We start from the raw sequence: 24,712 nt of genomic DNA, 5'->3' as shown, positions 1-24,712 counted from the left end.
CCGGAACCCCGTGCTCCTCCCGGGACCGACCCCGCGCCGCACCTCTGCGGGACCGTACCTCTGCGGACCGCGCCCTACTCCTCCTCGTCCGCGTGGGCGAACAGCTTCAGGACCGGGACGCCCACCTTGTGACGGGCTCTGGACGCCCAGTCCCGGTGGAAGAACTCCTCCACGTAGTGCGGCGCGGTCAGCACGATGACCTCGTCCGCGTCCGACTCCTCCACCACGGCCTTCATCTTGTTCAGGGGGTGGTCCTCGACCACCTGTCCGACCGCCTCGCAGCCCGTCTCCCGGAGCCTGTGCAGCGAAGCCTCCAGGGCCCGCTCGGCCAGCGTCCGCGCCTCCGTCCCCTCCGGTTCGTCCCCCTCGTGGGCCGCCTCCTTGAGCTCACCCATCGCGACGTCGTCGATGGCGCGCAGCAGGACATCGGCCTGGTCGCCCCTGGGCTGCATCAGCACGATGAACGAGACGGTCTCGTCGCCGTGCAGGGTGGTGACGAATTCCACGTCGACGTTCGTCAGGGGCTTCTCGATCATCAGAACGCTTGTGAACACTTCAAAGCCCTTCTGCAAAAACCATCCTTCCCCGTGCCCGCACGGGGTTGCCGTGAGTAAGTGTGCCCAGCGGAAGCGAAGCGGAACGGGATATTCCGCTTCGTGTCAGAACCGACGGTAGCGGGTGTAGAGGAACCCGGCCTCCTCCAGCACGGAGGCGAGCGAGAACCGTGCAGGGACGGTCACGGAAGGGCCTCCGGTGATCCTCTGCGCACTTCCGGCGGTCATGGTCGGAGACACCGAGAGGCACAGCTCGTCCAGGGCGTCGGACGCCACGAACTGCCCGAGCAGCCGCGGACCGCCCTCCGTGAGCTGGCGCCGCAGCCCGCGGGCCGCCAGTTCGCGCTTCGCGCGTTCCGGATCCACCCGGGTCCCGTCACCCGCCGTGACCACCTGCGCCCCGGCCCGCTCGGCCGCCGCCACCCGGTCCGGCGGCGCGGCCTCGCCGGCCAGCAGCAGGGTGGGGACCAGGGGCGAGGTGAAAAGCGGAAGGGAGAAGTCGAGGTCGAGGGAGGAGCTGACGATCGCGATCACCGGCGCGGGAGCCTGCCCGGCGGCGGCCCGGCGGGCGGCGAAGACCTCGCGGGCGCGGGCGGGGCGGTACTGCTCCTGACGTACCGTTTCGGCCCCCACGACCACCACGTCCGCGAGGGCCCGCAGAGTGCCGAAGATCCGCATGTCGGTGTCGGAGGAGAGGGGCTGGGAGCGGCCGTCGTGCTGGGCCGCGCCGTCGAGGGAGGAGACCATGTTGGCCCGCAGCCAGACGCCGTCCGGGCCGTCGGCCTCCTCGGGGTAGGCGTAGGCGTCGGCGAGTTCGTCGAGGGACCACTCCCTGTCCGGCTCGGCTGCTGTCATGTCCGTCACAGGGAACAGTTGGCGCATCCTCGCAGTCTGGCACGCCCCTTACAGTGGGGAACGTGTCGACCCGTGCCCTCACCGACGCGTCCCCCAACGAGGCGACGCCCCTGTCCCTGTGCGCCCGCGAGCCCCACGTCCCCGCAGACCGGCTGGTCAGGGAGATGGTGCCGCCACCGCGCTTCGACTCGGTGCGGTTCGACACCTATATCCCGGACCCGAACCAGCCCAGCCAGACCGAGGCCGTCAAGATATTGAGCGGCTTCGCCGACGGACTCGGCGGAGCGCACGCCTCCGGCTCCGGCCGGCGCCGCTGGTTCTCCCGCACCCCCAAGCAGACCGCCCCGGCCGGACCCCGCGGGGTGTACCTCGACGGCGGCTACGGCGTCGGCAAGACCCACCTGCTGGCCTCCCTCTGGCACGCCACCCCGGCCGAGCCCGCGCTCAAGGCCTTCGGCACCTTCGTCGAGCTGACGAACCTGGTCGGCGCGCTGGGCTTCCAGCAGACCGTGCAGACCCTGAGCGGACACCGTCTCCTCTGCATCGACGAGTTCGAGCTGGACGACCCGGGCGACACCGTGCTCGTCTCCAGCCTGCTCGCCCGCCTCGTCGAGCAGGGCGTGGCGCTCGCCGCGACCTCGAACACGCTGCCGGGCAAGCTCGGCGAGGGCCGGTTCGCCGCCGCGGACTTCCTCCGCGAGATCCAGGGCCTCTCGGCGCACTTCCGCCCGCTGCGGATCGACGGCGAGGACTACCGGCACCGCGGACTGCCGGAGGCGCCCGCCCCGTACTCCGAGGAGGCGGTGACCAAGGCCGCGTACGCCACCCCCGGCGCGAGCCTCGACGACTTCCCGCACCTGCTCGACCACCTGGCCAAGGTGCACCCCAGCCGGTACGGCGCGCTGACCGACGAGCTGACCGCCGTCTGCCTCACCGACGTGACGGCCGTGCCCGACCAGTCGACGGCGCTGCGCCTCGTCGTCCTCGCCGACCGTCTGTACGACCGTGAGATCCCGGTGCTGGCCTCCGGGCTGCCCTTCGACCGGCTGTTCAGTGAAGAGATGCTGAAGGGCGGGTACCGGAAGAAGTACTTCCGGGCGATCTCCCGGCTCACCGCGCTCGCTCGCGACGCCAAGGGCCTGGTGGCGCAGTAGGTTGGGGCCATACCCGATCGAAAGGGATCCACCATGGCCGCAACGCGCAGCGCTCACGCCGTCTGGGAGGGCGACCTCCTCAAGGGCAAGGGCGTCGTCTCCCTCGACTCCTCCGGCCTCGGCTCGTACGACGTGTCCTGGCCCGCCCGCACCGAGGAGCCGAACGGCAAGACCAGCCCGGAAGAGCTGATCGCCGCCGCGCACTCCTCGTGCTTCAACATGGCGTTCTCCAACATCCTGGCCAAGGCCGGCAACGCGCCGACCCGTCTGGAGACCAAGGCCGACGTCACGTTCGTGCCGGGCACGGGCATCACCACCAGTCACCTGACGGTGCGGGGCGAGGTCCCCGGTCTGGACGCGGACCAGTTCCAGTCGCTGGCCGAGGACGCCAAGAAGAACTGCCCGGTGAGCCAGGCCCTCACCGGCGTGACGATCACGCTGACCGCCGAACTCGCCTGATCTCCGGCTGCTCGTCCGTCACTTGAGGCGACGTGGACCCGCATGGTTCACGTGTCACCACCGTGCGTGGTACACACATGCGGGTCACACGTCACACGAACCACGTCTGCCTGTCCTCCCCCAAGGCTTCGTCCAGGGGGTGCCCCCAGAGGAAGTGGGTAGTTGCCTCATGTCCGCAACACGACGTCAGATCCTCTCCCGCACCGGCGCGGCCGTCGCCGGCATCGCCTTCTCCGGTGCGTTCGCCGAGCTGTTCGCCGGCACCGCCGCCGCCCGCGGCCACTCCCCCGCCGCCGGCTACGGCCCCCTCGTCCCCGACCCGGCCGGGCTGCTCGACCTGCCGAAGGGCTTCCGGTACGCGGTCCTCTCCCGCGAGGGCGACCCGCTCCGCTCCGGCGAGGGGCCGGTCCCGAGCAACCACGACGGCATGACCGCCCTGCCCGGCCGCCGCGGCCGCGTCCATCTCGTCCGCAACCACGAGAACCGGTCCACCGCCAGAATCGGCGTGCCGACGGTGAAGGGCCTGACCTACGACCCGGCCGCCAAGGGCGGCTGCACGGCGCTCACCCTCGACGGCCGGAACAACGTGCTCGACGAGCGGGTGGCGATCGCCGGCACCGCCGTCAACTGCGCGGGCGGGCCCACTCCTTGGCGAACCTGGCTGACCTGCGAGGAGACCGAGGACAAGGCCGGCACGAACGGCTACGCCAAGGACCACGGCTTCATCTTCGAGGTCGACCCGGCCGACTCGCACCGCACCGGCGCGGTCCCGCTCACCGCGATGGGCCGCTTCCAGCACGAGGCGATCGCCGTCGACCCCGAGAGCGGCATCGTGTACGAGACGGAGGACGCGTTCCAGCACCCGTTCGGGCTCTTCTACCGCTTCCTGCCGGAGCGGCCGCTGGGCGGTACGGGCTCCCTGCGGGCCGGCGGCACGCTGGAGGCCATGCGGGTGCCGGGGGTGCCGGACCTGTCGGCGATCCAGGAGACCGGTGCGCGGTTCGAGGGCGTCGAGTGGGTACCCGTACCCGATCCGCAGGCCGTCGAGACCCCGATCCGGCTGCAGGACTTCGGCCCGAAGGGCATCACCCACGCGCAGAAGCTGGAGGGCTGCTACTGGGGCGGCGGCGCCGTGTACTTCGTGTCCAGCTTCGCCCGCGCCAGGGACGGCTCGGCCGCGACGCACTACGGCCAGGTGTGGAAGTACGAGCCGCACCGCCGCCGGCTCACCCTGGTCGTGGTGTTCGGGCCGAGCACGGACATCCAGTTGCCGGGCGAGTCCCCCGACAACATCTGTCTCGCGCCGACCGGCGGGCTGATGGTCTGCGAGGACGGCGAGGGCGCGCAGCACGTGTACGGCGTGAACCGGCGCGGCCAGGTCTACGCGGTGGCCCGCGGGGCGAACAACATCGGCACCCCCGATGCCCCGGAGTGGGGCGAGTTCGCGGGGGTCGCCTTCTCGCCGGACGGCCGGACGATGTACGTGAACTGCTACACGCCCGGCACGACCTTCGCCGTCACCGGCCCCTGGCGCTGACGCCTCCTTCCTGATCCGTCCGCCGGGCTCGCGGTCGCGGGCCCGGCGGTTCCGTCGCAGGATCGAGAAAGCGGACCGGAAGGGGCACACGGTGGCGAAGAAGCCGGCGGCGAGGAAGCCGCCGAAGAAGGACAGGGGCCTGAGCGAGCTGCTGCGGGTCCCGCCGGGCTCCCGGGTCGACCTCTCCGTGTACGACGCCTCCGCCACGCCGGGCGGCCCGCGCGACAAGGCTGCGGGGCTCGCGGCGACGGCCGCGATGGGCCCGCGTCTCGCCGGGCTGCAGGAGCGGCTGTTCGCGGCGAGCACGGCGGGCGACCGCCGGCGGCTGCTCCTGGTACTGCAGGGCATGGACACCAGCGGCAAGGGCGGCACGGTCAAGCACGTGATCGGCTTCTTCAACCCGTCCGGCTGCCGGATCAAGGCCTTCAAGGCACCCACGCAGGAGGAGCTGAACCACGTCTTCCTCTGGCGCGTCATGCAGGCGGTGCCACGGCCCGGCGAGATCGGCATCTTCGACCGCTCGCAGTACGAGGACGTGCTGATCGCCCGGGTCCACGGGCTGGCTCCGCGGCCGGTGCTCGACCGTCGGTACGAGCAGATCAACCGCTTCGAGGAGGCGCTGGCGGAGGACGGGGTCACCCTCGTCAAGGTCTTCCTGCACATCTCGTACGAGGAGCAGCGCCGCCGGCTCCTGGAGCGGCTGGACAACCCGGACAAGCACTGGAAGTTCAGCCCGGGCGACATCGAGGAGCGGGTGCTCTGGCCGCAGTACCAGGAGGCGTACGAGCTCGCCCTGGAGCGCTGCTCGACCGAGGAGGCGCCCTGGTTCCTGGTCCCGGCCGACCGCAAGTGGTACCGGAACTGGGCCGTCAGCACGCTGCTGCTCGAACATCTGGAGGCGCTGGACCCGGCGTATCCACCCGGGAGTTTCGACGTGGCGGCGTCGCGGAAGCAGCTGCTGCTCGACAGCCTGGTCGAGCCCCCCGCCCGGTTGCCCGAGGTGTCGGGTCGCAAGTGAGAGGTGATGATCGGATATTTTCCGGTCGTGACCATCTCTGTACGAAGACTGACGGCACGTGCCGTTTCGGGGGCAGTTCTGGGGGCCGTGCTGGCGGCTACGCTCGTCGGCTGCGGCACGGACGACGGCGGAGGCACCGGTGCCGGTGCGAGTTCCGGCACCAAGGCACGCCCGCCCGTGTCCGCGTCCCCGGCGAAGCCTCCCGTCCCCGCGCCTGCTGGGAAGCCCTCCCCGTCCGCGCCCTCCGCGAGCGCCGCGCCCGGACCGGGGACGGCGGCGCGCCAGGCGCCGCCGACGATCGCCCCCGGCCCCGGCGGCCGCACGGCGGTGTTCGAACGGGGCGCCGCCTCGTCCGGCAAGGTCGTCGCGCTCACCTTCGACGCCGACATGACGGCCGACCAGGGACCGCGCGCCGCCCGCGGCGAGCACTTCGACAACCCACAGCTCATCGCCACCCTGCGCCGGCTGAAGGTGGACGCCACGGTCTTCATGACCGGCCGCTGGGCGGAGGAGTACCCCGACCAGGCCCGGTCCATCGGCACCGATCCGCTCTTCGAGATCGCCAACCACTCCTACAGCCACTACGCCTTCGCCGCGCCCTGTTACGGGCTGCCGACGGTGGCGCGCGGCGACATGGCGGCCGACGTGCGCCGGGCGTTCGACGCGTTCCGGCGGGCCGGGGCGCGCAACGTGGTGCCGTACTTCCGCTTCCCCGGCGGCTGCTACGACGACGACGCGCTGCGCGCCCTCGCCCCGGCGAAGGTGACCGCGGTGCAGTGGGACGTGGTCAGCGGGGACGCCTTCGCGAAGGACGGCGACGCCGTCGCCGAGCAGGTCCTGGCGGGCGTGAAGCCCGGCTCCCTGGTGGTCATGCACTGCACGCGCAGCGCGGCCCCGGTCACCGAGCGGGCGATCCGCCGCATCGTGCCCGAACTGCGCGCCCGCGGCTACCGCTTCGTGAAGGTCTCGGAGCTGATGGCCGGGGCGCGGACCTGACGGCAGGACGGAGCCGACGGGCGGGGTCCGGCTGACGGGGGCTAGTTGGCCGCGTGCTTCTGCGGGGTCAGCTCGCTCGGGCGGACGACGACGAAGCCCTCGCCGTCCAGGCGCAGCTGGACCGCCTCGCCCGAGCCGCCGCGGATCATCGAGCCGATCGACTGGGAGCGGTGGAGCGAGGTGTTGAGCGACGCGCTCCAGCCGACCACCGCGTCCGTGTCGACGAAGACCGGGGCGTGCGGGGCGACGGGGATGACGATCGGGCTGCCCTCGCAGACCAGCGCCAGCTTGCCGTAGCCGGTGAAGAGGCTGTTGAACAGCCCGCCGCCGGTCATGCCGGCGCCCTTCACCGTGCGTATCTCGTAGGAGAGGGTGGCGTCGAAGCAGAGCACGTTGCGGCCGTTGACGGTGAGCGCGTCGCCCTGCTCCATCTCGACGATGAAGCAGTTCTGCGCCTCGTGCGCGAACCAGGCCTCGCCCTGGCCGCGCACCGCCATCAGCGGCAGGCCCTCACCGGTGACGGCGCGCTTGAGCATGCCGCCGATGCCCTGCCCCTTGCGCTCGAACTGCAGATTGCCGCGGAACGCGATCATCGCGCCCTGCCGGGCGTGCATCTCGCCGTTCACCGCGTACTTGACGGACTTGGCGTTCTGCAGGGTCATGCCGGGTGCGGTGGCCTGCGTCGCCAGATTGTCTGCTGCAAAGAGATCGCTCTTCATGTCGGGCATCCTGACCCGGAATACTCAGTTCCGGCAAAGCCCCCCTGTGGAGAACGATCGGGCCGAAGATCCCGGTGATGGCAGACTGGGCCTCCGTGAGCAGCGACGACACCTCGAACACCCCCGCACGGCCCCCTGCCGATCCCCGCGATGACGCCCCGCAGTTCGTGCTGCCGCTCGTCGTCCACATCGAGAAGGCCGACCCCCCGGCCCGTACCGACGCGCTGGAGACCGCGGCCCGCGCCGTCCTGGAGATCCTCGCGGACGAGCGGTCGAACGGCGACGGCGAGTGGGCGGAGGCGATCCGCGACTGGCAGGACGCCCGGATCCGCAAGGTGGTGCGCCGCGCCCGCGGCGCGGAGTGGCGGCGCGCCTCCGCGCTGCCGGGCATCACGGTGACCGGGGAGCGCGCCGAGGTACGGGTCTTCCCGCCGGTCCCCCTGGACGGCTGGCCCAAGGACCTGGTCAAGCTCCAGGTCTCCGGTACCGAACTCGACGACCCGGCCGCACCGTCGGAGCCGGCGGAAGGCACGCCCGTGCTCTGGCTCAACCCGGAGCTCGGCATGTCGGCGGGCAAGACGATGGCCCAGGCCGGGCACGGCGCGCAGCTCGTCTGGTGGCGCCTGTCGGACGCGCAGCGCACGTCCTGGCGCGAGGCCGGCTTCCCCCTGTCGGTCCGCACCGCCCCGTCCGCCGAACGCTGGGCCGAGCTCACCACAGGCGACCTGCCGGTCGTCCGCGACGCGGGCTTCACGGAGATCGCGCCCGGCTCGTACACGGTGGCGGGCGACTTCCCGGGCCTGCGGGGCTGACCTCCGGGTCTGCGGGACCGGTCGCCGGCCGGCTCGGTCAGCTAGCTGCCGTCGAGCCCCATGAGGACGGAGTACGCGGACTCGGCCCGGCGGGCGGGAGCGGCGTCGTCGCGTGCGTGGTCCAGGAAGCTCCGGGTTCCGCCGTGGTGGAGGATGCGCCCCTGGTCCATGAGGGAGACGGTGTTCGCCTCGTCGGCCAGGTCGGCGATGTCGTGCGTGGACATCAGCACCGGGACCCGGGCGGCGACCTCCCGCACCACGTCCCGGAACACCGTGCGCTGGTGGGGGTCCAGGCCGGCGGTGGGCTCGTCGAGGAGGATCACCCGCGCGTCATGGGCAAGGGCGCAGGCGATGCCGACCCGGCGGAGCTGGCCTCCGGAGAGCTTGGCCGTCTTCCGGCCGCTCTGCTCCGCGAGGCCCACCTGGTCGAGGACCTTTCCGGCGCGTTCCCATGCGCCGGTGCGGTCCTCGCCCTTCAGCCAGGCCACGTACGCCACGTACTCGCGGGCGGTCAACTGGCGTGACGTCGGCACCCGCTGGGGCAGCCAGGCCACGTGGCGGCGGTACTCGCGGCTGGCGGAGGTGAGGTCCGAGTCCTTGAAGCGGACGCGGCCGGCCAGGGGTACCGCGGTTCCGGCCAGAAGCGACATCGTGGTCGATTTGCCCGCTCCGTTGGGGCCGAGCAGGATCGTCAGACCTTCGCCGGGGACCTCGTAGCTGAAGTCGCGGAGAACCGGGCGCTCCCAGCGGCGGTAGCGGAAGGAGACGTGGTTGAGCAGCAGAGTCATCGGTCGGTCCTTGGTGCGAGGCACATGAGCGAGAGAATCCCGGCCAGGAAGACGGCGGCGGCCCCCACGGAGGCGTGAGTGACGTCGGCCGCCTCGGTGACGATCACCCAGGGGTACGGGTCGTCGCGGCTGCGGCCGCCGACGAACATGGCCTGGATCATCCAGAAGACGGGGAGCAGGGGCGCGCGGTGCCCCGTCAGGGGCCAGACGCCCAGGGCGAGTCCGCAGAAGAGCAGGTTGTTCCGCGCGGCGGTCAGCGTGGCCTCGGAACCCACGAGGGACATTCCGGCGGCCACCGCCGACGCGAGGAGCGCGAAGGCGGACACCAGCATGATGTCGCGCGCGTCGATCCGGCGGACGGCGGAGCGCTCCACACCGGGCATCCGCCTCTCGAGGCAGGCGATCAGGCAGACGCTCGGGACGAGGGAGACGAAGTTGCTGAGCTCCGTCACCATCGCGTAGTGCCCGATGAAGGCGGGGAAGACGAGCTCCACACCGCCGGTCATGACGACACCCAGGACGAAGGCGAGCAGGGCACCGGGCAGCAGTCCGAAGGCGCCTCGCTGGCGCAGCCACCAGATCATGTTCAGCGACCTGCCCGGCAGGCGGACCGGAGCTGCTGCGCGTACCAGGCCTTCTGCTCCTGCGGGGGCAGCTTGCTCACCCGGGCCGTCTCGGTCAGGAGCTGAGCCTTGGTCTGCCCCTGGCTGAACCCCTTGGTCTCCCGGGAGAGCCATGCCAGATAGTCGTTCTCGACGCCGATGGTCCGGGCCGCCCAGAGGGTGTTGTAGTGGAGAACGTTCCAGTCCGGCTGCTCGCAGGGCATGCCGACCACGGAGATGGCGATGTTCTCGCGAAGGACCTGGCTGGCGTCGCCCGGTGCGAGGGCGAGTGTCCAGTCCTCTCCGTCGGTGTCGATCCGCGGATCGTCCGCCACGGCGGCGTCGGTGATACGCCGGGGCTGCCGGTCGACGATGCCCTTGGCCTCCAGCCGGCCCGTCATCCGCGCGAGTTCGGCCTGGACGTCACCGAGGTGATCGGCGCCGGCCTCCGGCAGGCAGACCTCGGGCCGCTTTCCTTCACAGGTGACCGGAGCCAGGCCCGTGGAGGTCGGCGGCATCGAGCGCCAGTCCATGGTGATGCTGTAGGCGCCGAGCAGGCCGCCGACCGCGAGGACGAGGGACAGGCCGACGGAGGGGATCCGGACGCGGCTCGGCCCCGCCAGGACGACGCAGGCGAGGGCCAGGCAGACGGTGGGCAGGAGCACGGCCACCGTCATGGCCGGCGAGTACGCCTCGCCGAATCCCACCCACTCGATCGATCCGCTGATGTGGTGCGCCCAGAAGGCGTCCGTACCCAGCGGGAAGCTGATGCCCACGAAGACCGCCACCGACAGGAGCGGCGCGGAGTACAGCGCGTGGAGCCGGCGGCCGATGACGAATCCGATGACCGCGTGCGCGGTGAGCAGGACGACCACGATGGCCATGAGCTGCAGGACGTACAGGTCGGGCAGGACGCCGACCACCCAGAGCCCGCCCGCCATGACTCCGGCGGTCAGCGTCGACAGGGTCACCACGGTGATGAGCACGGGTCGCACCGCGATGCGCCACGTGGGCTGGGCGGCACCCAACTCCCAGGTCCCCAGCGCCTTGAGCCGGGTCGCCTCCACGGCACTCAGCCCCGCCGCGGCCGCGGCGGCCATCGGAACGGGGGCATGCACCGCGTACGACGCCGCCTGCACCGCCCAGGGCAGGGTGATGAGCTGCTCGATATGCCGGGTGCTCGTGAAAAAGATGTAGCCGAAGAAGAGGCCGATAAAAGGCATGGCCAGCACGGCGGGATGCGTGCGGAGAGAGGTGGAAATTCGCATGAGGCCTCTTATGGAGAGCAAATCCGGGCCTCCGCGCAGAACGCGCGGAGGCCCGGCAGGATCAGTCCGCCTGAGTGGTGTCCACGTTGACCGTGTTAACGGCGACAGCGCAAGAAATGCACCCCGAACCGATCTTGTCGATTTCGAAGTAGTAGCTGTCGTACGGCAGACCCGTCTCAGTGGCGGTGCTCTTGTAGCCCGAGCCCTTGAAACAGTTGGTGAGCGTGGAGGTGTCGTGCTTCTTGTCAGACCCCCAGTCTATCTGCTGCCACAGCGCCACATCCACGCTGGTCCGACCGTAAACGTCCTTGCAGCCGGTGAAGTTGATCTCGTTGTACGACTCGTCAACCCACTGCTGGGAGAGCTTCCCCTCGTTTCCCACCCAACCGTTCGCGGTCCAGTTCGCCCAGGCACCCGTAGATGCGGCGAGCGTGAAAGCCGCAGCAGCTCCGACGACGAAACCCGCCTTGCGCAGACGATTTCCTGCCAACGGAATCCCCTCCCCAATACCTTTCCGATTACCGAGGCTCCCCCGGTCCGAAAATCGAAAAGTCGATCGACAGTAGCAGTGATCATCCAGGGATGGGAAGCCAATATCGAACGCCCTCCCCTTACGCCCCGTTCGGCCCTTTTGGTGGCGTCCGGCGTGGAATGATGATTGAACTTTGGACGATTGCGCTGCATCCGGTCGGCCGAGGTTCGTCCTGCGGAGGCTGAACGCGGGGCCCGGGGCGTACGTACCTCCCCATATCGGCAAGCGGGTTGAACCTCCGGGCGGTTGGCGGTTCAGTCTGCGGTGTTGGACTCACCCCGGGAGGCACGCCACAGTGTTGCAACGCGTCAACGGAACGGCTCTCATCATCGCGGCCCTGGTCGCCACGGTCGGCGCGCTCGCGTTCCCCGTGTGGACCTATGCCGACCGTTCCGGCACAGGCGAGGCCAATCTGGCCGCCTCCTCCGTGGCCACGCAGTGGGGGCCGCTGTCCGCCACCGACCGGGACTTCCTGATCAAGGTGCGGCTGGCGGGACTGTGGGAGCTGCCGGCCGGGCAGCAGGCCATCGAGCGGGCGCCGAGCCAGGCCATACGGGACGCCGGCGACCACCTCGTGGTCGGTCACGCCGACCTCGACCGGCGGGCCCGGGACGTCGCGGCCAAGCTGGGCGTCGAGCTGCCGAACCAGGCGAACGAGCAGCAGCAGGGCTGGCTGCGCGAGCTGTCCGCGGCGAGCGGCGAGGAGTACGAGCGCAAGTTCGCGAACCTGCTCCGCAACGCGCACGGCAAGGTCTTCGCGCTGGTCGCCGAGGTCCGGCACACCACCCGCAACACCCTGATACGTCAGCTGGCCAGCGACGCGAACCAGACCGTCCTCGACCACATCACGATGCTGGAGGCCACCGGCCTGGTCGACTTCGACGCGATCGCCAACGAGGCCGCCGGCCGCAAGACGGCCAGCCCGTCCGGTCCGCCGCCGCCGAACGGCAACCTGCCGCCCGCGCCGACGCCCGCCGTCCCGACCGGCGAGGACCAGTCGTTCACCTCGCGGCCGGTGCCGGGACCGGTCATCAACACCGACCGGCCCTAGGGGGTGTCTGACAATTCCCCGTGGAAGAAGGAGCGGCGTCCGGTGCGTGCGATCGCAAGGCGCCGGAGAGCCCTCGTAGCGGAGCTACTAGGGCTTTTCGGCAACGCGGCGAGCGTGCGTGCCGGGCGTCGCGACGCCGCGGGGAATTGTCAGACACCCCCTAGGCCGCGCCGGTCCGGCCGAAACCTCAAATCAACCTCTGAACGTCCCCCTCCCTGGATTCGAACCCGCGCCGCGGGGCCATCAGCTCAGGGACCGAAGGAGGGGGAACATGGCGGAACTCGGCATCGGCATCGGCTGGCGGCCGGAGATCGCGCAGGCGGTGGAGGAACTGCCCGGCGTGGACTGGGTGGAGGTGGTGGCCGAGAACATCTGCGCCGGGCACCTCCCCGACTCGCTGACGCGGCTCCGCGAGCGCGGCGTCCGGGTCGTCCCGCACGGCGTCTCGCTCGGCCTGGGCGGCGCGGACCGCCCGGACCCGGCGCGGCTCGCCGAACTGGCGGCCAAGGCGGAGGCGCTCGGCTCGCCGCTGGTCACCGAGCACATCGCGTTCGTCCGCGCCGGCGGGCCGCTCACTGCGAGCCCCGCCCTGGAGGCGGGCCACCTGCTGCCCGTACCGCGCACCTGGGACGCCCTCGACGTGCTGTGCGAGAACGTCCGCATCGCGCAGGAGGCGCTGCCGGTCCCGCTGGCCCTCGAGAACATCGCGGCGCTGGTCTCCTGGCCGGGCGAGGAGCTGTCCGAGGGGCGGTTCCTGGCGGAGCTGGTGGAGCGTACGGGGGTACGGCTCCTCATCGACGTCGCCAACCTGCACACCAACCACGTCAACCGCGGCGAGGACCCGGCGCGGGCGCTCGCCGAGCTGCCGGTGGAGGCGATCGCGTACGTGCATGTCGCGGGCGGCGAGGAGCGCGACGGCGTCTGGCACGACACCCACGCCCACCCGGTCCCCCGTCAGGTCCTCGACGTGCTCGCGGACCTGGCCTCCCGGATCTCCCCGCCGGGCGTCCTGCTGGAGCGGGACGACGACTTCCCCCCGGCGCAGGAGCTGGCCTCGGAGCTGACGGGGATCGCGGAGACGGTTCGCACGGCGACGGCCCGCCGGACCCAGGACGCGCACCGCCCGCTCCTGGTGGGCGCGGGCGCCCGCGTCTCCGGCGGACCGATGCCCGCACCGGCCGACACCGCGCCCGACGACGTCACTCCCGACATCACGCCCGACGACGTCGCCCCCGCCGCCCGACCCGCGCCGCGCCCCGGCGCGCGGGAGCGGGTCGGGCTCGCGCAGGCGGCGCTGCTGTCGGCGCTGGTCGCCGGGACGCCCGCGCCGGAGGGCTTCGACGCGCGGCGCCTGAGGGTGCAGAGCCGGGCCCTGATCGCCAAGCGGGCGGCCGTCGTCGCCAAGGTCGCGCCCGAGCTGAAGGAGATCCTCGGGGCCGAGTACCGCCCTGCGTTCTTCGCGTACGCGGCCTCCCGGCCGATGCCCGGCAGCTACCGCCGCGAGGCGCTCGACTTCGCCGAGCACCTGCTGGTCGCCGGCCGCCCCTCCGACCAGGAGGCCCGCCGCAGGCTCACCCACTGGTGGCAGGACCGGGTGGGGGCCCGCCCGCCGGGCCGGGCCGCCCGGCTCGTCCGCGCCGCCCGCTCCGTCCTGGCAGGAAGGTGACCGTCATGGCCGCCAACGCACTCGCCGTACTCGTCTACCTCGCCGTCGCGACCAGCGTCGTCCTGCTGATCGTCCGGCTCTCGAACGCCCGCGGCGGCCCCGGCGGTCCGCTGCACGACCTCCCGGAGGCGGCCTTCGTCCAGGGCGGCCCGGCCCGTGTGGTCGACTCCGTGCTGGCCACCATGCACGCCGACGGCCTCATCGGCATCGGCGGCCCCGGCATCGTCGTCCCGCTCGGCCCCGGCCCCCGGCACCCCGTCGAACAGGCCGTCCTCGCCGAGCTGGCCGCCGCCCCGCACGGCGCGCTGCACACCCTGCGGCTCGCGGTGATGCGGCACCCGTCGGTCCAGGAGATCGGCAACCGACTGGCCGCCCGCCGGCTGCTGGTCGCGCCCGCCGAACGCAGGCGCGTGGTCCGCTGGGCGATGATCCAGGGCTTCGGCTCGTTCGTGATGATCTTCGTCTCGCTGCTCGTCACCTTCATCGTCCTCGACACCGGCACGGACGCGCCGCTGCCGTTCATCGTGAAGGTGATCCCCGCCCTGGGCATCGGCATCGTCAGCGCGCTGATCTGCGGGGCGATCGCCGCGGGCCGGGTGACCGCGGCCGGTCACCGCGCGCTCCTCTCCTACCGGCAGCAGTTCCCGTACCGGACCGACGCCGGGTACCTGGTCGCGCTGCGCGGCCTCGGCGCGCTGCCGGACCCGGACCTCCAGGCGCAGCTGATCACCGCGGCCCGGATGCCCCGGACACCGGCGCACCGCGGCAGCTCCTCGGACGACGCCGCCTACGCGGCCACCGTCTGGTGCGCGGGGATCAGCGGCGGCGGAGGCGGCTGCGGAGGCGGCGGGGGCGACGGCGGCTCCGCCTGCTCCAGCGGCTCGACCTGCTCCTCCAGCAGCTCGTCCTGCTCGTCCTCGTCCAGCAGTTCGAGCTGTTCGTCGAGCAGCGGCTCCAGCTGCGGCAGCTCCAGCTGAGAAGGAGAACCCGGAAATGACGGCGGGTGCGACGCGCAGTGAACTGCGCGCCGCACCCGGAGCCGGACCCGGTGTCGCTGGAGCGGTGGACGATGCCCCGTCCGCCGTCTGATCTTCCGGGTCAACGGGCGGCGGCCCGGCTGGGAGCCGGGCCGCCACCAGGTTCGTACGACGGTCAGGCCAGGCCCGCCACCAGTTCGGCCACGCTCTTGCGGCGGCCGGTGTAGAACGGCACTTCCTCGCGCACGTGCATCCGCGCCTCCGAGGCGCGCAGGTGGCGCATCAGGTCGACGATCCGGTGCAGCTCGTCGGCCTCGAAGGCCAGGATCCACTCGTAGTCGCCGAGCGAGAACGAGGCGACCGTGTTGGCCCGCACGTCCGGATAGCCACGGGCCATCTTGCCGTGGTCCGCCAGCATGCGGCGGCGGTCCTCGTCCGGCAGCAGGTACCAGTCGTAGGAGCGCACGAAGGGGTAGACCGAGACGTAGTCGCGCGGGGTCTCGTCGGCCAGGAAGGCCGGGATGTGCGACTTGTTGAACTCGGCCGGGCGGTGCAGGGCCATGTTCGACCACACCGGCTCCAGAGCGCGCCCGAGCCGGGTGCGGCGGAAGAGGTTGTACGCCTCCTGCAGCTCGTCCGCGGTCTCGGCGTGCCACCAGATCATGACGTCGGCGTCGGCGCGCAGACCGGACAGGTCGTACGTGCCGCGGATCGTGATGTCCTTGGCGGCGAGCTGGTCGAACAGCTCCTGGACCTCGTCGGCGTAGCCGCTCCGGTCCTCGGGAAGAACGTCGCGCAGCTTGAAGACGGACCACAGGGTGTAGCGGATGACCTCGTTGAGGTCCTTCGCCTTCTTACCGGCGTTCGGGATCTTTTCGGGCGCACTCATGCGTCCATTCTCGCCCGTCACGGACAGTGCCCTGCACCGGGGTGTGCCGTTTCGGACGTGGCGATGATCTCGTCCGCGGCGCGGCGGGCGGAGGCGATGCAGGCGGGGATGCCGACGCCGTCGTACACCGCGCCCGCCACCCGCAGTCCCGGCAGCTCGGCGACGGCCGCGCGGATCCGGGCGACGCGGGCGAGATGGCCGACGGGGTACTGCGGCAGGCCGCCGATCCAGCGGGTCACGGTGGTGGCGACCGGCGCGGCGGTGAGCCCGACGGCGGTGCGCAGGTCGGTGCGGGAGGCGTCGACGAGCTCGGCGTCGTCACGGTCGAGCTGTTCCTCCTCGCCGTGCCGGCCGAGGGAGGTGCGCAGGAGGAAGAGGTCGGGGGCGCCGTCGGCGACCCAGCTCCACTTCTGGCTGGAGAACGTGGACGCCTTGATGGCGCGGCCGTCGACCGGCGGCACGAGGAAGCCGGAGCCGGGCAGGCCGGTGACGTCGGCGCGCCGGAAGGCGAGGGTGACCAGGGCCATGGAGGCGTACTCGACCGCGCCGAGCTCGGCGGACGCGGCCGGCGACTCGGCGGCGAGCAGTTCGGCGGCGGCCCAGGCGGGGGCGGCGAGGACGACACCGTCGGCGTGCAGGACCTCGTCGGCGGCGACGATCCGCCACCGGGCGGCGTCGCCGTCCTGGACGCGGCGGAGTTCGGTGACCGGGGCGTGGGTGCGGATCTCGCCGCCGGCGGCGAGGATCGCGTCGGCGACCGCGCCGGGCAGCAGGCCGATGCCGCCGGCGAGGCCGGCGAAGGCGGCGCCGCCCAGGCCGGTCGCCGCGCCCGCGACGTCGGCCGGGGTGGCCGCGCCGGCCCGCTGGACGGCGCGGACGGCGTCGGTGAGGGTGCCGTGGGCGCGGGCCTCGTCGAAGAGCTTCGGCACGGCGGCCCGCATGGAGATCCGGTACGCGTCGCCCGCGTACACCCCGCCGAGGAGCGGTTCTACGAGCCGGTCGACGACCTCGCGGCCCATGCGCTCGGCGACGTACGCGCCGATGGCGACGTCCTCGCCGAGCTCCGCCGGCGGCAGCTCGCGATCCTGCTCGACCCGGCGCAGGCCCTCCGAGGAGAGCAGCCCGGCCAGCGCGGCCGCGTCGCCGGGGACGCCCATGACGTGGCCCTTGGGCATCGGGCGGAGCGCGTCGCGGGTCCACACGGAGGCGGTCGTGGTGGCGGGCGCGAGGATCCGGTCGCCGAGGCCGACGGCCCGGGCCAGGGCCACGGCCTCCGGGCGGCGGGCGAGCAGCGACTCGGCCCCGAGGTCGACGGGTGCCCCGGCGAGCTCGCCGGCCTGCAGCTTGCCGCCGACCCGGCCGGAGCCCTCCAGGAGCGTCACCCGCACCCCGGCCTCGGCGAGCCGGTGCGCGGCGGCCAGTCCGGCGATGCCGCCGCCCACGACGACGACATGACGGCCGGCGGGCGCGGAGGCGCCCGTGCGTGTGTCCGCGTTCATGCCTCCACTCTCTCAAAGCACGGCACCGTCCTCGACGGCCCCCCATGGTCACGTTCCGAGTCCTGAACGTGACCGCATCGCTATCGGGAGAGGGCAACCCGCTGCCCCGTCCCGCACGTCGAAGGGGCATCATCCGGCGGATCCCTGGGGGGACCTCATGCGAAGAACACGGATCGTCGCGGCGACGCTGCTCGCCGCCTCGCTGGCCCTGGCGGGCTGCGGCGCGAACGACAGCGGCGGCGACGCCAAGACGGCGGGCAAGAGGGGCCTGACGGCTCCTCAGGAGGCCGCGCGGGAGGGGGCGGCGGACTCGGCGTCCGGTGCGGAGTCCGGCGCGGGCGGCGCGCAGAAGCCGGCGGACGGCAAGAGCCAGGCGTCCCTGCCGCGTCAGCACATCGTGCGGACGGCGGAGCTCCACGTGGAGGTCGCCGACGCGGCCAAGGCGCTGGCCGCGGCCAAGGGCGTCGTCGAACGGGCCGGCGGGCACGTCGCCGACGAGACGACGGAGCGGGTCGACGACACCCACATCACCTCGCGCGTGGTGCTGCGCGTCCCGCAGGAGAAGTACGCCTCCGTGCTCGCGGAGCTCTCCGGCACGGGCAAGCTGCTCTCCCGCTCGGCGGACGCGAAGGACGTCACCGAGCAGGTGGTGGACGTCGAGAGCCGGATCGCGACGCAGCGGGCCAGCGTGGAGCGGGTGCGCGAGCTGATGGAGCGGGCGACGGCGCTGAGCGACGTGGTGAGCCTGGAGGGCGAGCTGAGCCGCCGTCAGGCGGACCTGGAGTCGCTGCTCGCCCAGCAGGCGTCGCTGAAGGACCGGACGTCGCTGGCGACGATCACACTGGGGCTGACCGAGCCGGAGGCGCCGGGGAAGCCTCGGGGCGACGACCGGCCGGGCGTCCTGGAGGCCCTCGCCGGGGGCTGGGACGCGCTGGTGACCTCGCTGGCCTGGCTGGCGGTCGTGCTCGCGGCGCTCGCGCCGTGGCTGGCCGTGCTGGCCGCGCTGTACGCGGTCTGGCGGCTGGTGATCCGGCCGCGGCGGCGGCAGCGTCCGGCAGCGGCGGGTGCGACCCGGCCCGCGTGGCCGGCCACCCCGACGCCGGTGCCGTCACCGCGGCCTGACGAGGCCGCAGGTGCCGCCCGGGAACCCGGGGAGGACTGAACCCCCGCGCCGACGTAGCGTGTTCGTATGAGGCAGCGACTGGTCGTCATCGGCGGCGACGCGGCGGGCATGTCCGCCGCGTCGCAGGCCCGCAGGCTCAAGGGCCCCGAGGAGCTGGAGATCGTCGCCTTCGAGCGCGGCCACTTCTCCTCGTACTCGGCGTGCGGGATCCCGTACTGGGTGGGCGGCGACGTCGCGGGGTGCGACGAGCTGATCGCGCGTACCCCCGAGGAGCACCGGGCCCGGGACATCGATCTGCGGATGCGGACCGAGGTGACCGAGCTGGACCTGTCCGGGCGGCGGGTGCGGACGCGGGACCTGGAGAGCGGCGCGGAGTCCTGGACGGGCTTCGACAAGCTGGTGATCGCCACCGGGGCGCGTCCGGTGCGGCCGCCATTGCCGGGGATCGACAGTCCGGGCGTGCACGGGGTGCAGACCCTGGACGACGGGCAGGCGCTGCTCGACTCGCTGGCGGCCCTGGAGCGGAACGGCGGCACGGGGGTCCCCCCTGCTCGGGCGCAGCCGAGAGCTCGGGGGAGGGCGGTCGTGGTGGGCGCGGGGTACATCGGCGTGGAGATGGCCGAGGCACTGCTGAACCGCGGCTACGAGGTGACGGTGCTCAACCGCGGGCCGCAGCCGATGGCCACGCTGGACCCGGACATGGGCCGGCTGGTGCACAAGGCGATGGACGGGCTCGGCATCACGACGGTCGGGGACGCGGAGGTCACCGAGATCCTGACGGGCCCGGACGCCCGGGTGCGGGCGGTGGCGACGGCGGACGGCACGTACCCGGCGGACGTGGTCGTCCTGGGCATCGGGGTGCGCCCGGAGACGGAGCTGGCGAGGGCGGCGGGCCTGCCGCTGGGCGGCCACGGCGGCCTGCTCACCGACCTCGCGATGCGGGTGCGCGGCCACGAGGACATCTGGGCGGGCGGCGACTGCGTGGAGGTGCTCGACCTGGTGTCGGGCCGCGAGCGCTACCTGCCGCTGGGCACCCACGCGAACAAGCACGGCCAGGTGATCGGCTCGAACGTGGGCGGCGGGTACGCGACGTTCCCGGGCGTGGTGGGCACGGCGGTCAGCAAGGTGTGCGACCTGGAGCTCGCCCGGACGGGCCTGCGCGAGAAGGACGCCCGCGAGGTGGGCCTGAAGTACGTGACGGCCACGATCGAGTCGACGAGCCGGGCCGGGTACTACCCGGGCGCGGCCCCGATGACGGTGAAGATGCTGGCCGAACGGCGCACGGGCCGCCTGCTCGGCGTCCAGATCGTGGGCCGCGAGGGCGCGGCGAAGCGCGTGGACATCGCGGCGGTGGCCCTGACGGCCGGGATGACGGTGGACGCGATGACCGCCCTGGACCTGGGCTACGCGCCGCCGTTCTCCCCGGTCTGGGACCCGGTCCTGATCGCGGCGCGCAAGGCGGTGGCCGCCGTTCGGGCGGCAGACTGACTCGACCGGACCATGACGCCCGGTGACGGTTTGCGAGCGCCCGGGCACCATGCGTCACTGATCGCATGATCAAACACACCGTGCGAGCGCTCTGCGCCGCCTCCCTCGTCATAGCCCCGCTCGCCCTGAGCACCCCCGCCCACGCCGCCGTCACGTGCACGGTCAACGGCGCTCCCGTCTCCGCCGACATCGTCAACGGAACGGCGGGCCCGGACTTCATCCGCTGTGGCGCGGTCCCCTCGTTCAACGCGGTCCAGGGCCTGGGCGGTGACGACTACATCGTCATCACCGGCGCCGTCGCCGGCCTCGTGGCCGGCGGCGACGGCCGCGACTTCGTCACGGCGGACGCCGGGACCACCGGGACAGGAGCCGTCAACGGAAACGCGGGCAACGACTTCCTCCGCGTCGGCCCCAACGCCGGCAGCGTCAACGGCGGACTCGGGATCGACTTCTGCCGGGTCGCCTCCGGCAACCCGCCCGTCAGCTGCGAGGGCTGAACCGGCCCGCCGCCGCCCGCCGCCGCACCGGCGGCGGGCGGCGGCGTTCTCAGCGGGCCGTGCGCGTGTGGACGTACTCCACCAGCCGGGTCAGCGCGTCCGGATCGGTCGTCGGCAGCACCCCGTGACCGAGGTTGAAGACATGACCCTCGAGCCCGCTCGCGGCGGCCAGGACCTCGTCCGTCTTGGCCGCCACGGCCTCCGGGGTGGAGAACAGCACGGCCGGGTCCAGGTTGCCCTGGAGCGCCTTGCCCGGGCCGACGCGGCGCGCGGCCTCGTCCAGCGGCACCCGCCAGTCGACGCCCACGACATCCGCGCCCGCCTCGCCCATGAGGCCCAGCAGCTCACCGGTGCCCACGCCGAAGTGGATCCGCGGCACGCCGTACGAGGCGACCGCGTCGAAGACCTTCGCCGAGGCGGGCATCACCGAGCGGCGGTAGTCCTCCGGGGCGAGCGCGCCCACCCACGAGTCGAAGAGCTGCACGGCGGACGCGCCGGCCTCGATCTGGACCTTCAGGAAGGCCGAGGTGATCTCGGCGAGCCGGTCGAGGAGGTCGGCCCACAGCTGCGGGTCGCCGTACATGAGCGCCTTGGTGTGCTCGTGGTTGCGGGACGGACCGCCCTCCACGAGGTAGCTCGCGAGGGTGAAAGGCGCGCCGGCGAAACCGATGAGCGGGGTGCCGCCGAGCTCCCCGGTGAGCATGCCGATCGCCTCGGTGACGTACGAGACGTCCTCGGGCGTCAGGTCCCGCAGCCGGGCCAGGTCCTCACGGCGCCGGATCGGGTCGGCGACGACCGGGCCGACGCCCGGCTTGATGTCGAGGTCGATGCCGATGGCCTTCAGCGGCACCACGATGTCGCTGAAGTAGATCGCCGCGTCCACGTTGTGGCGGCGCACCGGCTGCAGCGTGATCTCGGTGACCAGCTCGGGCCGCATGCACGACTCGAGCATGGGGATGCCCTCGCGGACCTTGAGGTACTCGGGCAGGGAGCGCCCTGCCTGCCGCATGAACCAGACCGGGGTGTGCGGTACGGGCTCACGGCGGCACGCCTTCAGGAAGGCTGAATCCTTGACGGCGTCGATCTGCGTCTTCTGGCCCGAGGGGCTTCCGTTGGCACTCACGCCCAGAATCTTCGCATGTGCCGGGAAGCCGCCCGCGCGGGCCGGGTGTCCCTCCCTGCGCGAGGGCCCCGTTCCGCCTACTCTTCCCCGCATGGCTGCGGCGCAGGGAAAGTTCTCCGATCATCCTGATCCATCCGATCGGTCCGACGACTCCGATCACTCCGATCGGTCCGACGGCGGCAACGGCGGGACGGGCGGCACGGGACGGGAACCCGTGCCGCCCGCCTTCCGCAGGGCGGTCGACGGACTGTGTACGGCCCGGCTGCGGCCGGAGATCGAGATCGATCCGACCCGGCCGCCGCAGCGCCTGGCGCCGTTCGCGTACGCACTTGAGGCGGCGGTCGTCGCCGACGACGAGGACCTGGCGGACGGCCGTCTGGTGCTGCTGCACGATCCGGCCGGGCACGAGGCCTGGCAGGGGAACTTCCGCCTGGTGACCCTGGTACGGGCGGAGCTGGAGCCGGAGATGGCGGCCGACCCGCTGCTGCCGGAGGTCTGCTGGTCCTGGCTGACCGGGGCCCTGGAGGCGCGCGGTCTGGGGTTCGGGGAGGCGAGTGGGACGGTCACCCAGGCCGGCTCGCACTACTTCGGCGGGCTCGCGGACCGGCGGCCGGCCAGCCAGATCGAGATCCGTGCGTCGTGGACGCCGCACGAGGTGCTCGGCGGGGCCCCGGACACCGCCTCGCACCTGGCGGCCTGGTGCGATCTGCTGTGCCAGATCGCAGGGCTGCCGCCGTCGCCGCTGGGGCAGACGGAGGGCGGGGCGGGGACGGCTCCGGGCGCGGGCGTGGTGTCGCTGCCGCAACGGCGGGGCCCGCAGCAGCCCTGACCGGATTTTTCGGCGCGCCGGCACGGGAGCGCTCCCGTGCTTAAACGGGGGCGGGTCCTGGGCCCGGCTCACTCGTAGGATGATCGATCACGTGTCCGAATTGCCCTGAATGTTACTCACCAAATCGTGATCTTTCCCTAAAGGCGGGCGGCCGAGCTGCCGAAGAGGTCAGTGACCCCTCACGCAGGAGTCCACCCCCCGGCTTCTTCCCCGAGCCGGCTCCGTCCCGCACCTTCCCCCAGGAGGCCTGGTGTCCGTTCTCCTCGAGCAGCCCGCAAGCCTGGTCGCCTACCGCCCGAACAAGCCGACGGCCATGGTCGTCGTGGCCGACCCGCGCGTCCGCTCCACCGTCACCCGTCATCTCTGGGCACTCGGCGTGCGCGACGTCATCGAGGCGTCGTCCATCGCGGAGGCCCGTCCCCGCGTCGGCAGCCCGCGCGACATCTGCGTGGCCGACGTCCACCTGCCCGACGGTTCCGGGCTGACCCTGCTGTCCGAGACCCGCGCGGCGGGCTGGCCGAACGGCCTGGCCCTCTCCGCGGCCGACGACATCGGCGCCGTACGCAACGCCCTCGCCGGCGGCGTGAAGGGCTACGTGGTCACCGGAACCCGTACCAACATCGGCCACCCCACCCGCCCCGGCGCCGCCCCCATCGGCTCCGCGGCCGCCCGTATGCACCGCCGCCCCCCGGGTGCCCCGAGCCACCCGGGCGGCTACCGCGAGCTCTCCGGCCGAGAGGTCGAGGTGCTCCGCCTGGTCGCGGAGGGCCAGTCCAACAAGGCCATCGGCGTCTCGATGGGCCTGTCCGCACTCACCGTGAAGAGTCACCTCGCCCGTATCGCGCGCAAGCTCGGCACGGGCGACCGCGCGGGCATGGTCGCCGTCGCCCTGCGCACCGGCATCATCCACTGACGCCCGGCCGGGCAGCCGCGCCCGTCGACGGAACGTTCCGTCGACGGGCGGCGTCCGTTCACGGATACCCTTGACTGGTGACCGACGCCCATGAGACCGCAGCAGACACCGCACTGCGCACCACCGGGGGCGGCCCCCCGGACGAAGATGTCCCTGCGAACGGGCTGCCGACCCCCCTTCTGGTGCCCCGCGAGGGCGTGCCGCCCGTGGTGGCGACCGAGGACGCCCTGGACGAGGTGATCGCCGCCTTCGCCGCCGGCCGCGGCCCGGTGGCCGTCGACGCCGAGCGGGCCTCCGGCTACCGGTACGGGCAGCGGGCCTACCTGGTCCAGCTGCGCCGCGAGGGCGCCGGCACGGCGCTGATCGACCCGGTGGGCTGCCCCGACCTGTCCCGGCTCGGTGCGGCGCTCGACGGCACCGAGTGGATCCTGCACGCCGCCACCCAGGACCTGCCCTGCCTGCGCGAGATAGGCATGCTGCCCACATCCCTGTTCGACACCGAGCTGGCCGGCCGGCTCGCGGGCTTCCCGCGGGTGGGTCTCGGCGCCATGGTGGAGAGCGTGCTGGGGTACGCCCTGGAGAAGGGGCACTCCGCGGTGGACTGGTCCACCCGCCCGCTGCCCGAGCCCTGGCTCCGGTACGCCGCGCTGGACGTCGAGCTGCTCGTCGACCTGCGTGACGCACTGGAGAAGGAGCTGGACCGGCAGGGCAAACTGGAGTGGGGCCTGCAGGAGTTCCACGCCATCGCCTCGGCCCCGCCCGCCCCGCCGCGCAAGGACCCCTGGCGCCGTACGTCGGGCATGCACAAGGTCCGCCGTCGCCGGCAGATGGCGGTGGTACGGGAGCTGTGGACGGCCCGCGACGCGGTGGCGCAGCGGCGCGACGTGTCGCCGGGCAAGGTGCTGAGCGACGCGGCCATCGTCGAGGCCGCGCTGGCGGTGCCGGTGAACGTGCAGGCGCTGTCCGCGCTGCCGGGCTTCGGGCACCGGATGGGCCGGCGGCAGCTGGAGCAGTGGCAGGCCGCGGTGGACCGCGCCCGGGCCCTGCCCGACGCGCAGCTCCCGCAGCCCGGCGCGGCGGCCGCGGGCCCGCCCCCGCCGCGCGCCTGGGCGGACAAGGACCCGATCGCCGCGGCACGCCTGTCGGCCGCCCGTACGTCGGTCTCGGCGCTCGCGGAGCAGCTGCACCTGCCCCAGGAGAACCTGATCACCCCGGACACGGTCCGCCGGGTCTGCTGGGAGCCGCCGGTCGACGGCGACGTGGCGACCGCCCTGCGCGGCTACGGCGCCCGCCCCTGGCAGGTGGACCTGGTGACGCCGCTCCTGGCGAAGGCGATGCGGGCGACGGCGTGACCGCCTCCGAC

General features: G+C 72.7%; 25 protein-coding genes. 15 read left to right on the top strand and 10 right to left on the bottom strand.

The features are described 5' to 3' along the window. Positions 1–74: 74 nt before the first annotated feature. Together ABZO31_RS26045 and ABZO31_RS26040 are read right to left on the bottom strand one after the other, a co-directional pair. Positions 75–554: an indole-3-glycerol phosphate synthase gene (locus tag ABZO31_RS26045; RefSeq protein WP_406863710.1), complete on the bottom strand. Its 480-nt coding sequence runs from the start codon at positions 552–554 to the stop codon at positions 75–77. 105 nt (positions 555–659) lie between these two features. Beyond that, complete coding sequence (locus tag ABZO31_RS26040) at positions 660–1,436, bottom strand: pyrimidine reductase family protein (RefSeq protein WP_406863709.1); 777 nt, start codon at positions 1,434–1,436, stop codon at positions 660–662. Between the two features lie 35 nt (positions 1,437–1,471). Here ABZO31_RS26040 and zapE point away from each other — a divergent pair, with 35 nt between their 5' ends. The 5 genes from zapE (at position 1,472) to ABZO31_RS26015 (ending at position 6,573) form a co-directional block, all read left to right on the top strand. Next, entirely contained in the window at positions 1,472–2,563 is a 1,092-nt protein-coding gene (zapE, locus tag ABZO31_RS26035) for a cell division protein ZapE (RefSeq protein WP_406863708.1), read from the top strand. Between the two features lie 33 nt (positions 2,564–2,596). Next, positions 2,597–3,022: an OsmC family protein gene (locus ABZO31_RS26030; RefSeq protein WP_406863707.1), complete on the top strand. Its 426-nt coding sequence runs from the start codon at positions 2,597–2,599 to the stop codon at positions 3,020–3,022. Positions 3,023–3,191: 169 nt separating this feature from the next. Beyond that, the gene (locus tag ABZO31_RS26025) at positions 3,192–4,559 is read left to right on the top strand and encodes an alkaline phosphatase PhoX (RefSeq protein WP_406863706.1); all 1,368 of its coding nucleotides are present in this window, start codon (positions 3,192–3,194) and stop codon (positions 4,557–4,559) included. Between the two features lie 91 nt (positions 4,560–4,650). Beyond that, the gene (locus tag ABZO31_RS26020; RefSeq protein WP_406863705.1) at positions 4,651–5,577 is read left to right on the top strand and encodes a PPK2 family polyphosphate kinase; all 927 of its coding nucleotides are present in this window, start codon (positions 4,651–4,653) and stop codon (positions 5,575–5,577) included. A 6-nt stretch (positions 5,578–5,583) separates the two neighbouring features. Then, entirely contained in the window at positions 5,584–6,573 is a 990-nt protein-coding gene (locus ABZO31_RS26015; protein ID WP_406863704.1) for a polysaccharide deacetylase family protein, read from the top strand. Positions 6,574–6,614: 41 nt separating this feature from the next. Here the strand turns inward: ABZO31_RS26015 and ABZO31_RS26010 are convergent, their stop codons facing one another. After that, the gene (locus tag ABZO31_RS26010) at positions 6,615–7,292 is read right to left on the bottom strand and encodes an AIM24 family protein (RefSeq protein ID WP_406863703.1); all 678 of its coding nucleotides are present in this window, start codon (positions 7,290–7,292) and stop codon (positions 6,615–6,617) included. Between the two features lie 77 nt (positions 7,293–7,369). On the opposite strand from ABZO31_RS26010, the gene ABZO31_RS26005 reads away from it, so the two are divergent. Beyond that, positions 7,370–8,104, top strand: a complete 735-nt coding sequence (locus ABZO31_RS26005) for a peptidyl-tRNA hydrolase (RefSeq protein WP_406863702.1) — start codon at positions 7,370–7,372, stop codon at positions 8,102–8,104. A gap of 41 nt (positions 8,105–8,145) precedes the next feature. Here ABZO31_RS26005 and ABZO31_RS26000 read toward each other — a convergent pair whose 3' ends face one another. The 4 genes from ABZO31_RS26000 to ABZO31_RS25985 all read right to left on the bottom strand — a co-directional run bounded on the left by ABZO31_RS26000 (position 8,146) and on the right by ABZO31_RS25985 (position 11,252). Beyond that, the gene (locus ABZO31_RS26000; protein WP_406863701.1) at positions 8,146–8,892 is read right to left on the bottom strand and encodes an ATP-binding cassette domain-containing protein; all 747 of its coding nucleotides are present in this window, start codon (positions 8,890–8,892) and stop codon (positions 8,146–8,148) included. Continuing rightward, positions 8,889–9,476 carry a hypothetical protein gene (locus tag ABZO31_RS25995; protein ID WP_406863700.1) on the bottom strand — a complete coding sequence of 196 codons (588 nt, stop codon included), beginning with the start codon at positions 9,474–9,476 and terminating at the stop codon, positions 8,889–8,891. Before ABZO31_RS25995 ends, ABZO31_RS26000 begins: the two co-directional genes overlap by 4 nt. Before the next feature lie 2 nt (positions 9,477–9,478). Further along, a complete protein-coding gene (locus ABZO31_RS25990; RefSeq protein WP_406863699.1) occupies positions 9,479–10,762 on the bottom strand; it encodes a DUF7224 domain-containing protein in 1,284 nt (427 codons plus the stop codon). Positions 10,763–10,823: 61 nt separating this feature from the next. Next, the gene (locus tag ABZO31_RS25985) at positions 10,824–11,252 is read right to left on the bottom strand and encodes a hypothetical protein (RefSeq protein WP_406863698.1); all 429 of its coding nucleotides are present in this window, start codon (positions 11,250–11,252) and stop codon (positions 10,824–10,826) included. Positions 11,253–11,592: 340 nt separating this feature from the next. Between ABZO31_RS25985 and ABZO31_RS25980 the strand changes: the two genes are divergently transcribed. The 3 genes from ABZO31_RS25980 to ABZO31_RS25970 all read left to right on the top strand — a co-directional run bounded on the left by ABZO31_RS25980 (position 11,593) and on the right by ABZO31_RS25970 (position 14,988). Then, a complete protein-coding gene (locus ABZO31_RS25980; RefSeq protein ID WP_406865474.1) occupies positions 11,593–12,345 on the top strand; it encodes a DUF4142 domain-containing protein in 753 nt (250 codons plus the stop codon). A gap of 271 nt (positions 12,346–12,616) precedes the next feature. Beyond that, positions 12,617–14,011, top strand: a complete 1,395-nt coding sequence (locus ABZO31_RS25975) for a DUF692 domain-containing protein (RefSeq protein ID WP_406863697.1) — start codon at positions 12,617–12,619, stop codon at positions 14,009–14,011. Between the two features lie 5 nt (positions 14,012–14,016). Beyond that, positions 14,017–14,988, top strand: coding sequence for a TIGR04222 domain-containing membrane protein (locus ABZO31_RS25970; protein WP_406863696.1), 972 nt, complete (start codon positions 14,017–14,019; stop codon positions 14,986–14,988). Between the two features lie 175 nt (positions 14,989–15,163). Here the strand turns inward: ABZO31_RS25970 and hemQ are convergent, their stop codons facing one another. Next, positions 15,164–15,877: a hydrogen peroxide-dependent heme synthase gene (gene hemQ, locus ABZO31_RS25965; RefSeq protein ID WP_406863695.1), complete on the bottom strand. Its 714-nt coding sequence runs from the start codon at positions 15,875–15,877 to the stop codon at positions 15,164–15,166. A gap of 17 nt (positions 15,878–15,894) precedes the next feature. After that, entirely contained in the window at positions 15,895–17,376 is a 1,482-nt protein-coding gene (hemG, locus tag ABZO31_RS25960; RefSeq protein WP_406863694.1) for a protoporphyrinogen oxidase, read from the bottom strand. 157 nt (positions 17,377–17,533) lie between these two features. Here hemG and ABZO31_RS25955 point away from each other — a divergent pair, with 157 nt between their 5' ends. The 3 genes from ABZO31_RS25955 (at position 17,534) to ABZO31_RS25945 (ending at position 20,484) form a co-directional block, all read left to right on the top strand. Next, positions 17,534–18,538, top strand: a complete 1,005-nt coding sequence (locus tag ABZO31_RS25955) for a DUF4349 domain-containing protein (protein ID WP_406863693.1) — start codon at positions 17,534–17,536, stop codon at positions 18,536–18,538. 27 nt (positions 18,539–18,565) lie between these two features. Beyond that, entirely contained in the window at positions 18,566–19,987 is a 1,422-nt protein-coding gene (locus ABZO31_RS25950) for an FAD-dependent oxidoreductase (protein WP_406863692.1), read from the top strand. A 65-nt stretch (positions 19,988–20,052) separates the two neighbouring features. Then, complete coding sequence (locus ABZO31_RS25945; protein WP_406863691.1) at positions 20,053–20,484, top strand: hypothetical protein; 432 nt, start codon at positions 20,053–20,055, stop codon at positions 20,482–20,484. 49 nt (positions 20,485–20,533) lie between these two features. Here the strand turns inward: ABZO31_RS25945 and hemE are convergent, their stop codons facing one another. Beyond that, positions 20,534–21,607, bottom strand: a complete 1,074-nt coding sequence (hemE, locus tag ABZO31_RS25940) for a uroporphyrinogen decarboxylase (protein WP_406863690.1) — start codon at positions 21,605–21,607, stop codon at positions 20,534–20,536. A 91-nt stretch (positions 21,608–21,698) separates the two neighbouring features. On the opposite strand from hemE, the gene ABZO31_RS25935 reads away from it, so the two are divergent. From ABZO31_RS25935 to ABZO31_RS25925, 3 genes are all read left to right on the top strand, one after another. Continuing rightward, a complete protein-coding gene (locus ABZO31_RS25935; protein WP_406863689.1) occupies positions 21,699–22,436 on the top strand; it encodes a DUF3000 domain-containing protein in 738 nt (245 codons plus the stop codon). 250 nt (positions 22,437–22,686) lie between these two features. Continuing rightward, positions 22,687–23,349 (top strand): LuxR C-terminal-related transcriptional regulator, encoded by a 663-nt coding sequence (locus ABZO31_RS25930; protein WP_406863688.1) that lies wholly within the window; start codon positions 22,687–22,689, stop codon positions 23,347–23,349. A gap of 77 nt (positions 23,350–23,426) precedes the next feature. Beyond that, positions 23,427–24,701, top strand: coding sequence for an HRDC domain-containing protein (locus ABZO31_RS25925; protein WP_406863687.1), 1,275 nt, complete (start codon positions 23,427–23,429; stop codon positions 24,699–24,701). Positions 24,702–24,712 lie beyond the last annotated feature (11 nt).

Origin of the sequence: Streptomyces solicamelliae (assembly GCF_045348655.1) — a bacterium.
Lineage (GTDB): Bacteria > Actinomycetota > Actinomycetes > Streptomycetales > Streptomycetaceae > Streptomyces > Streptomyces solicamelliae.
Note: the sequence above shows the minus strand (reverse complement) of the source record. Positions and strands in the feature narration are given on the sequence as shown.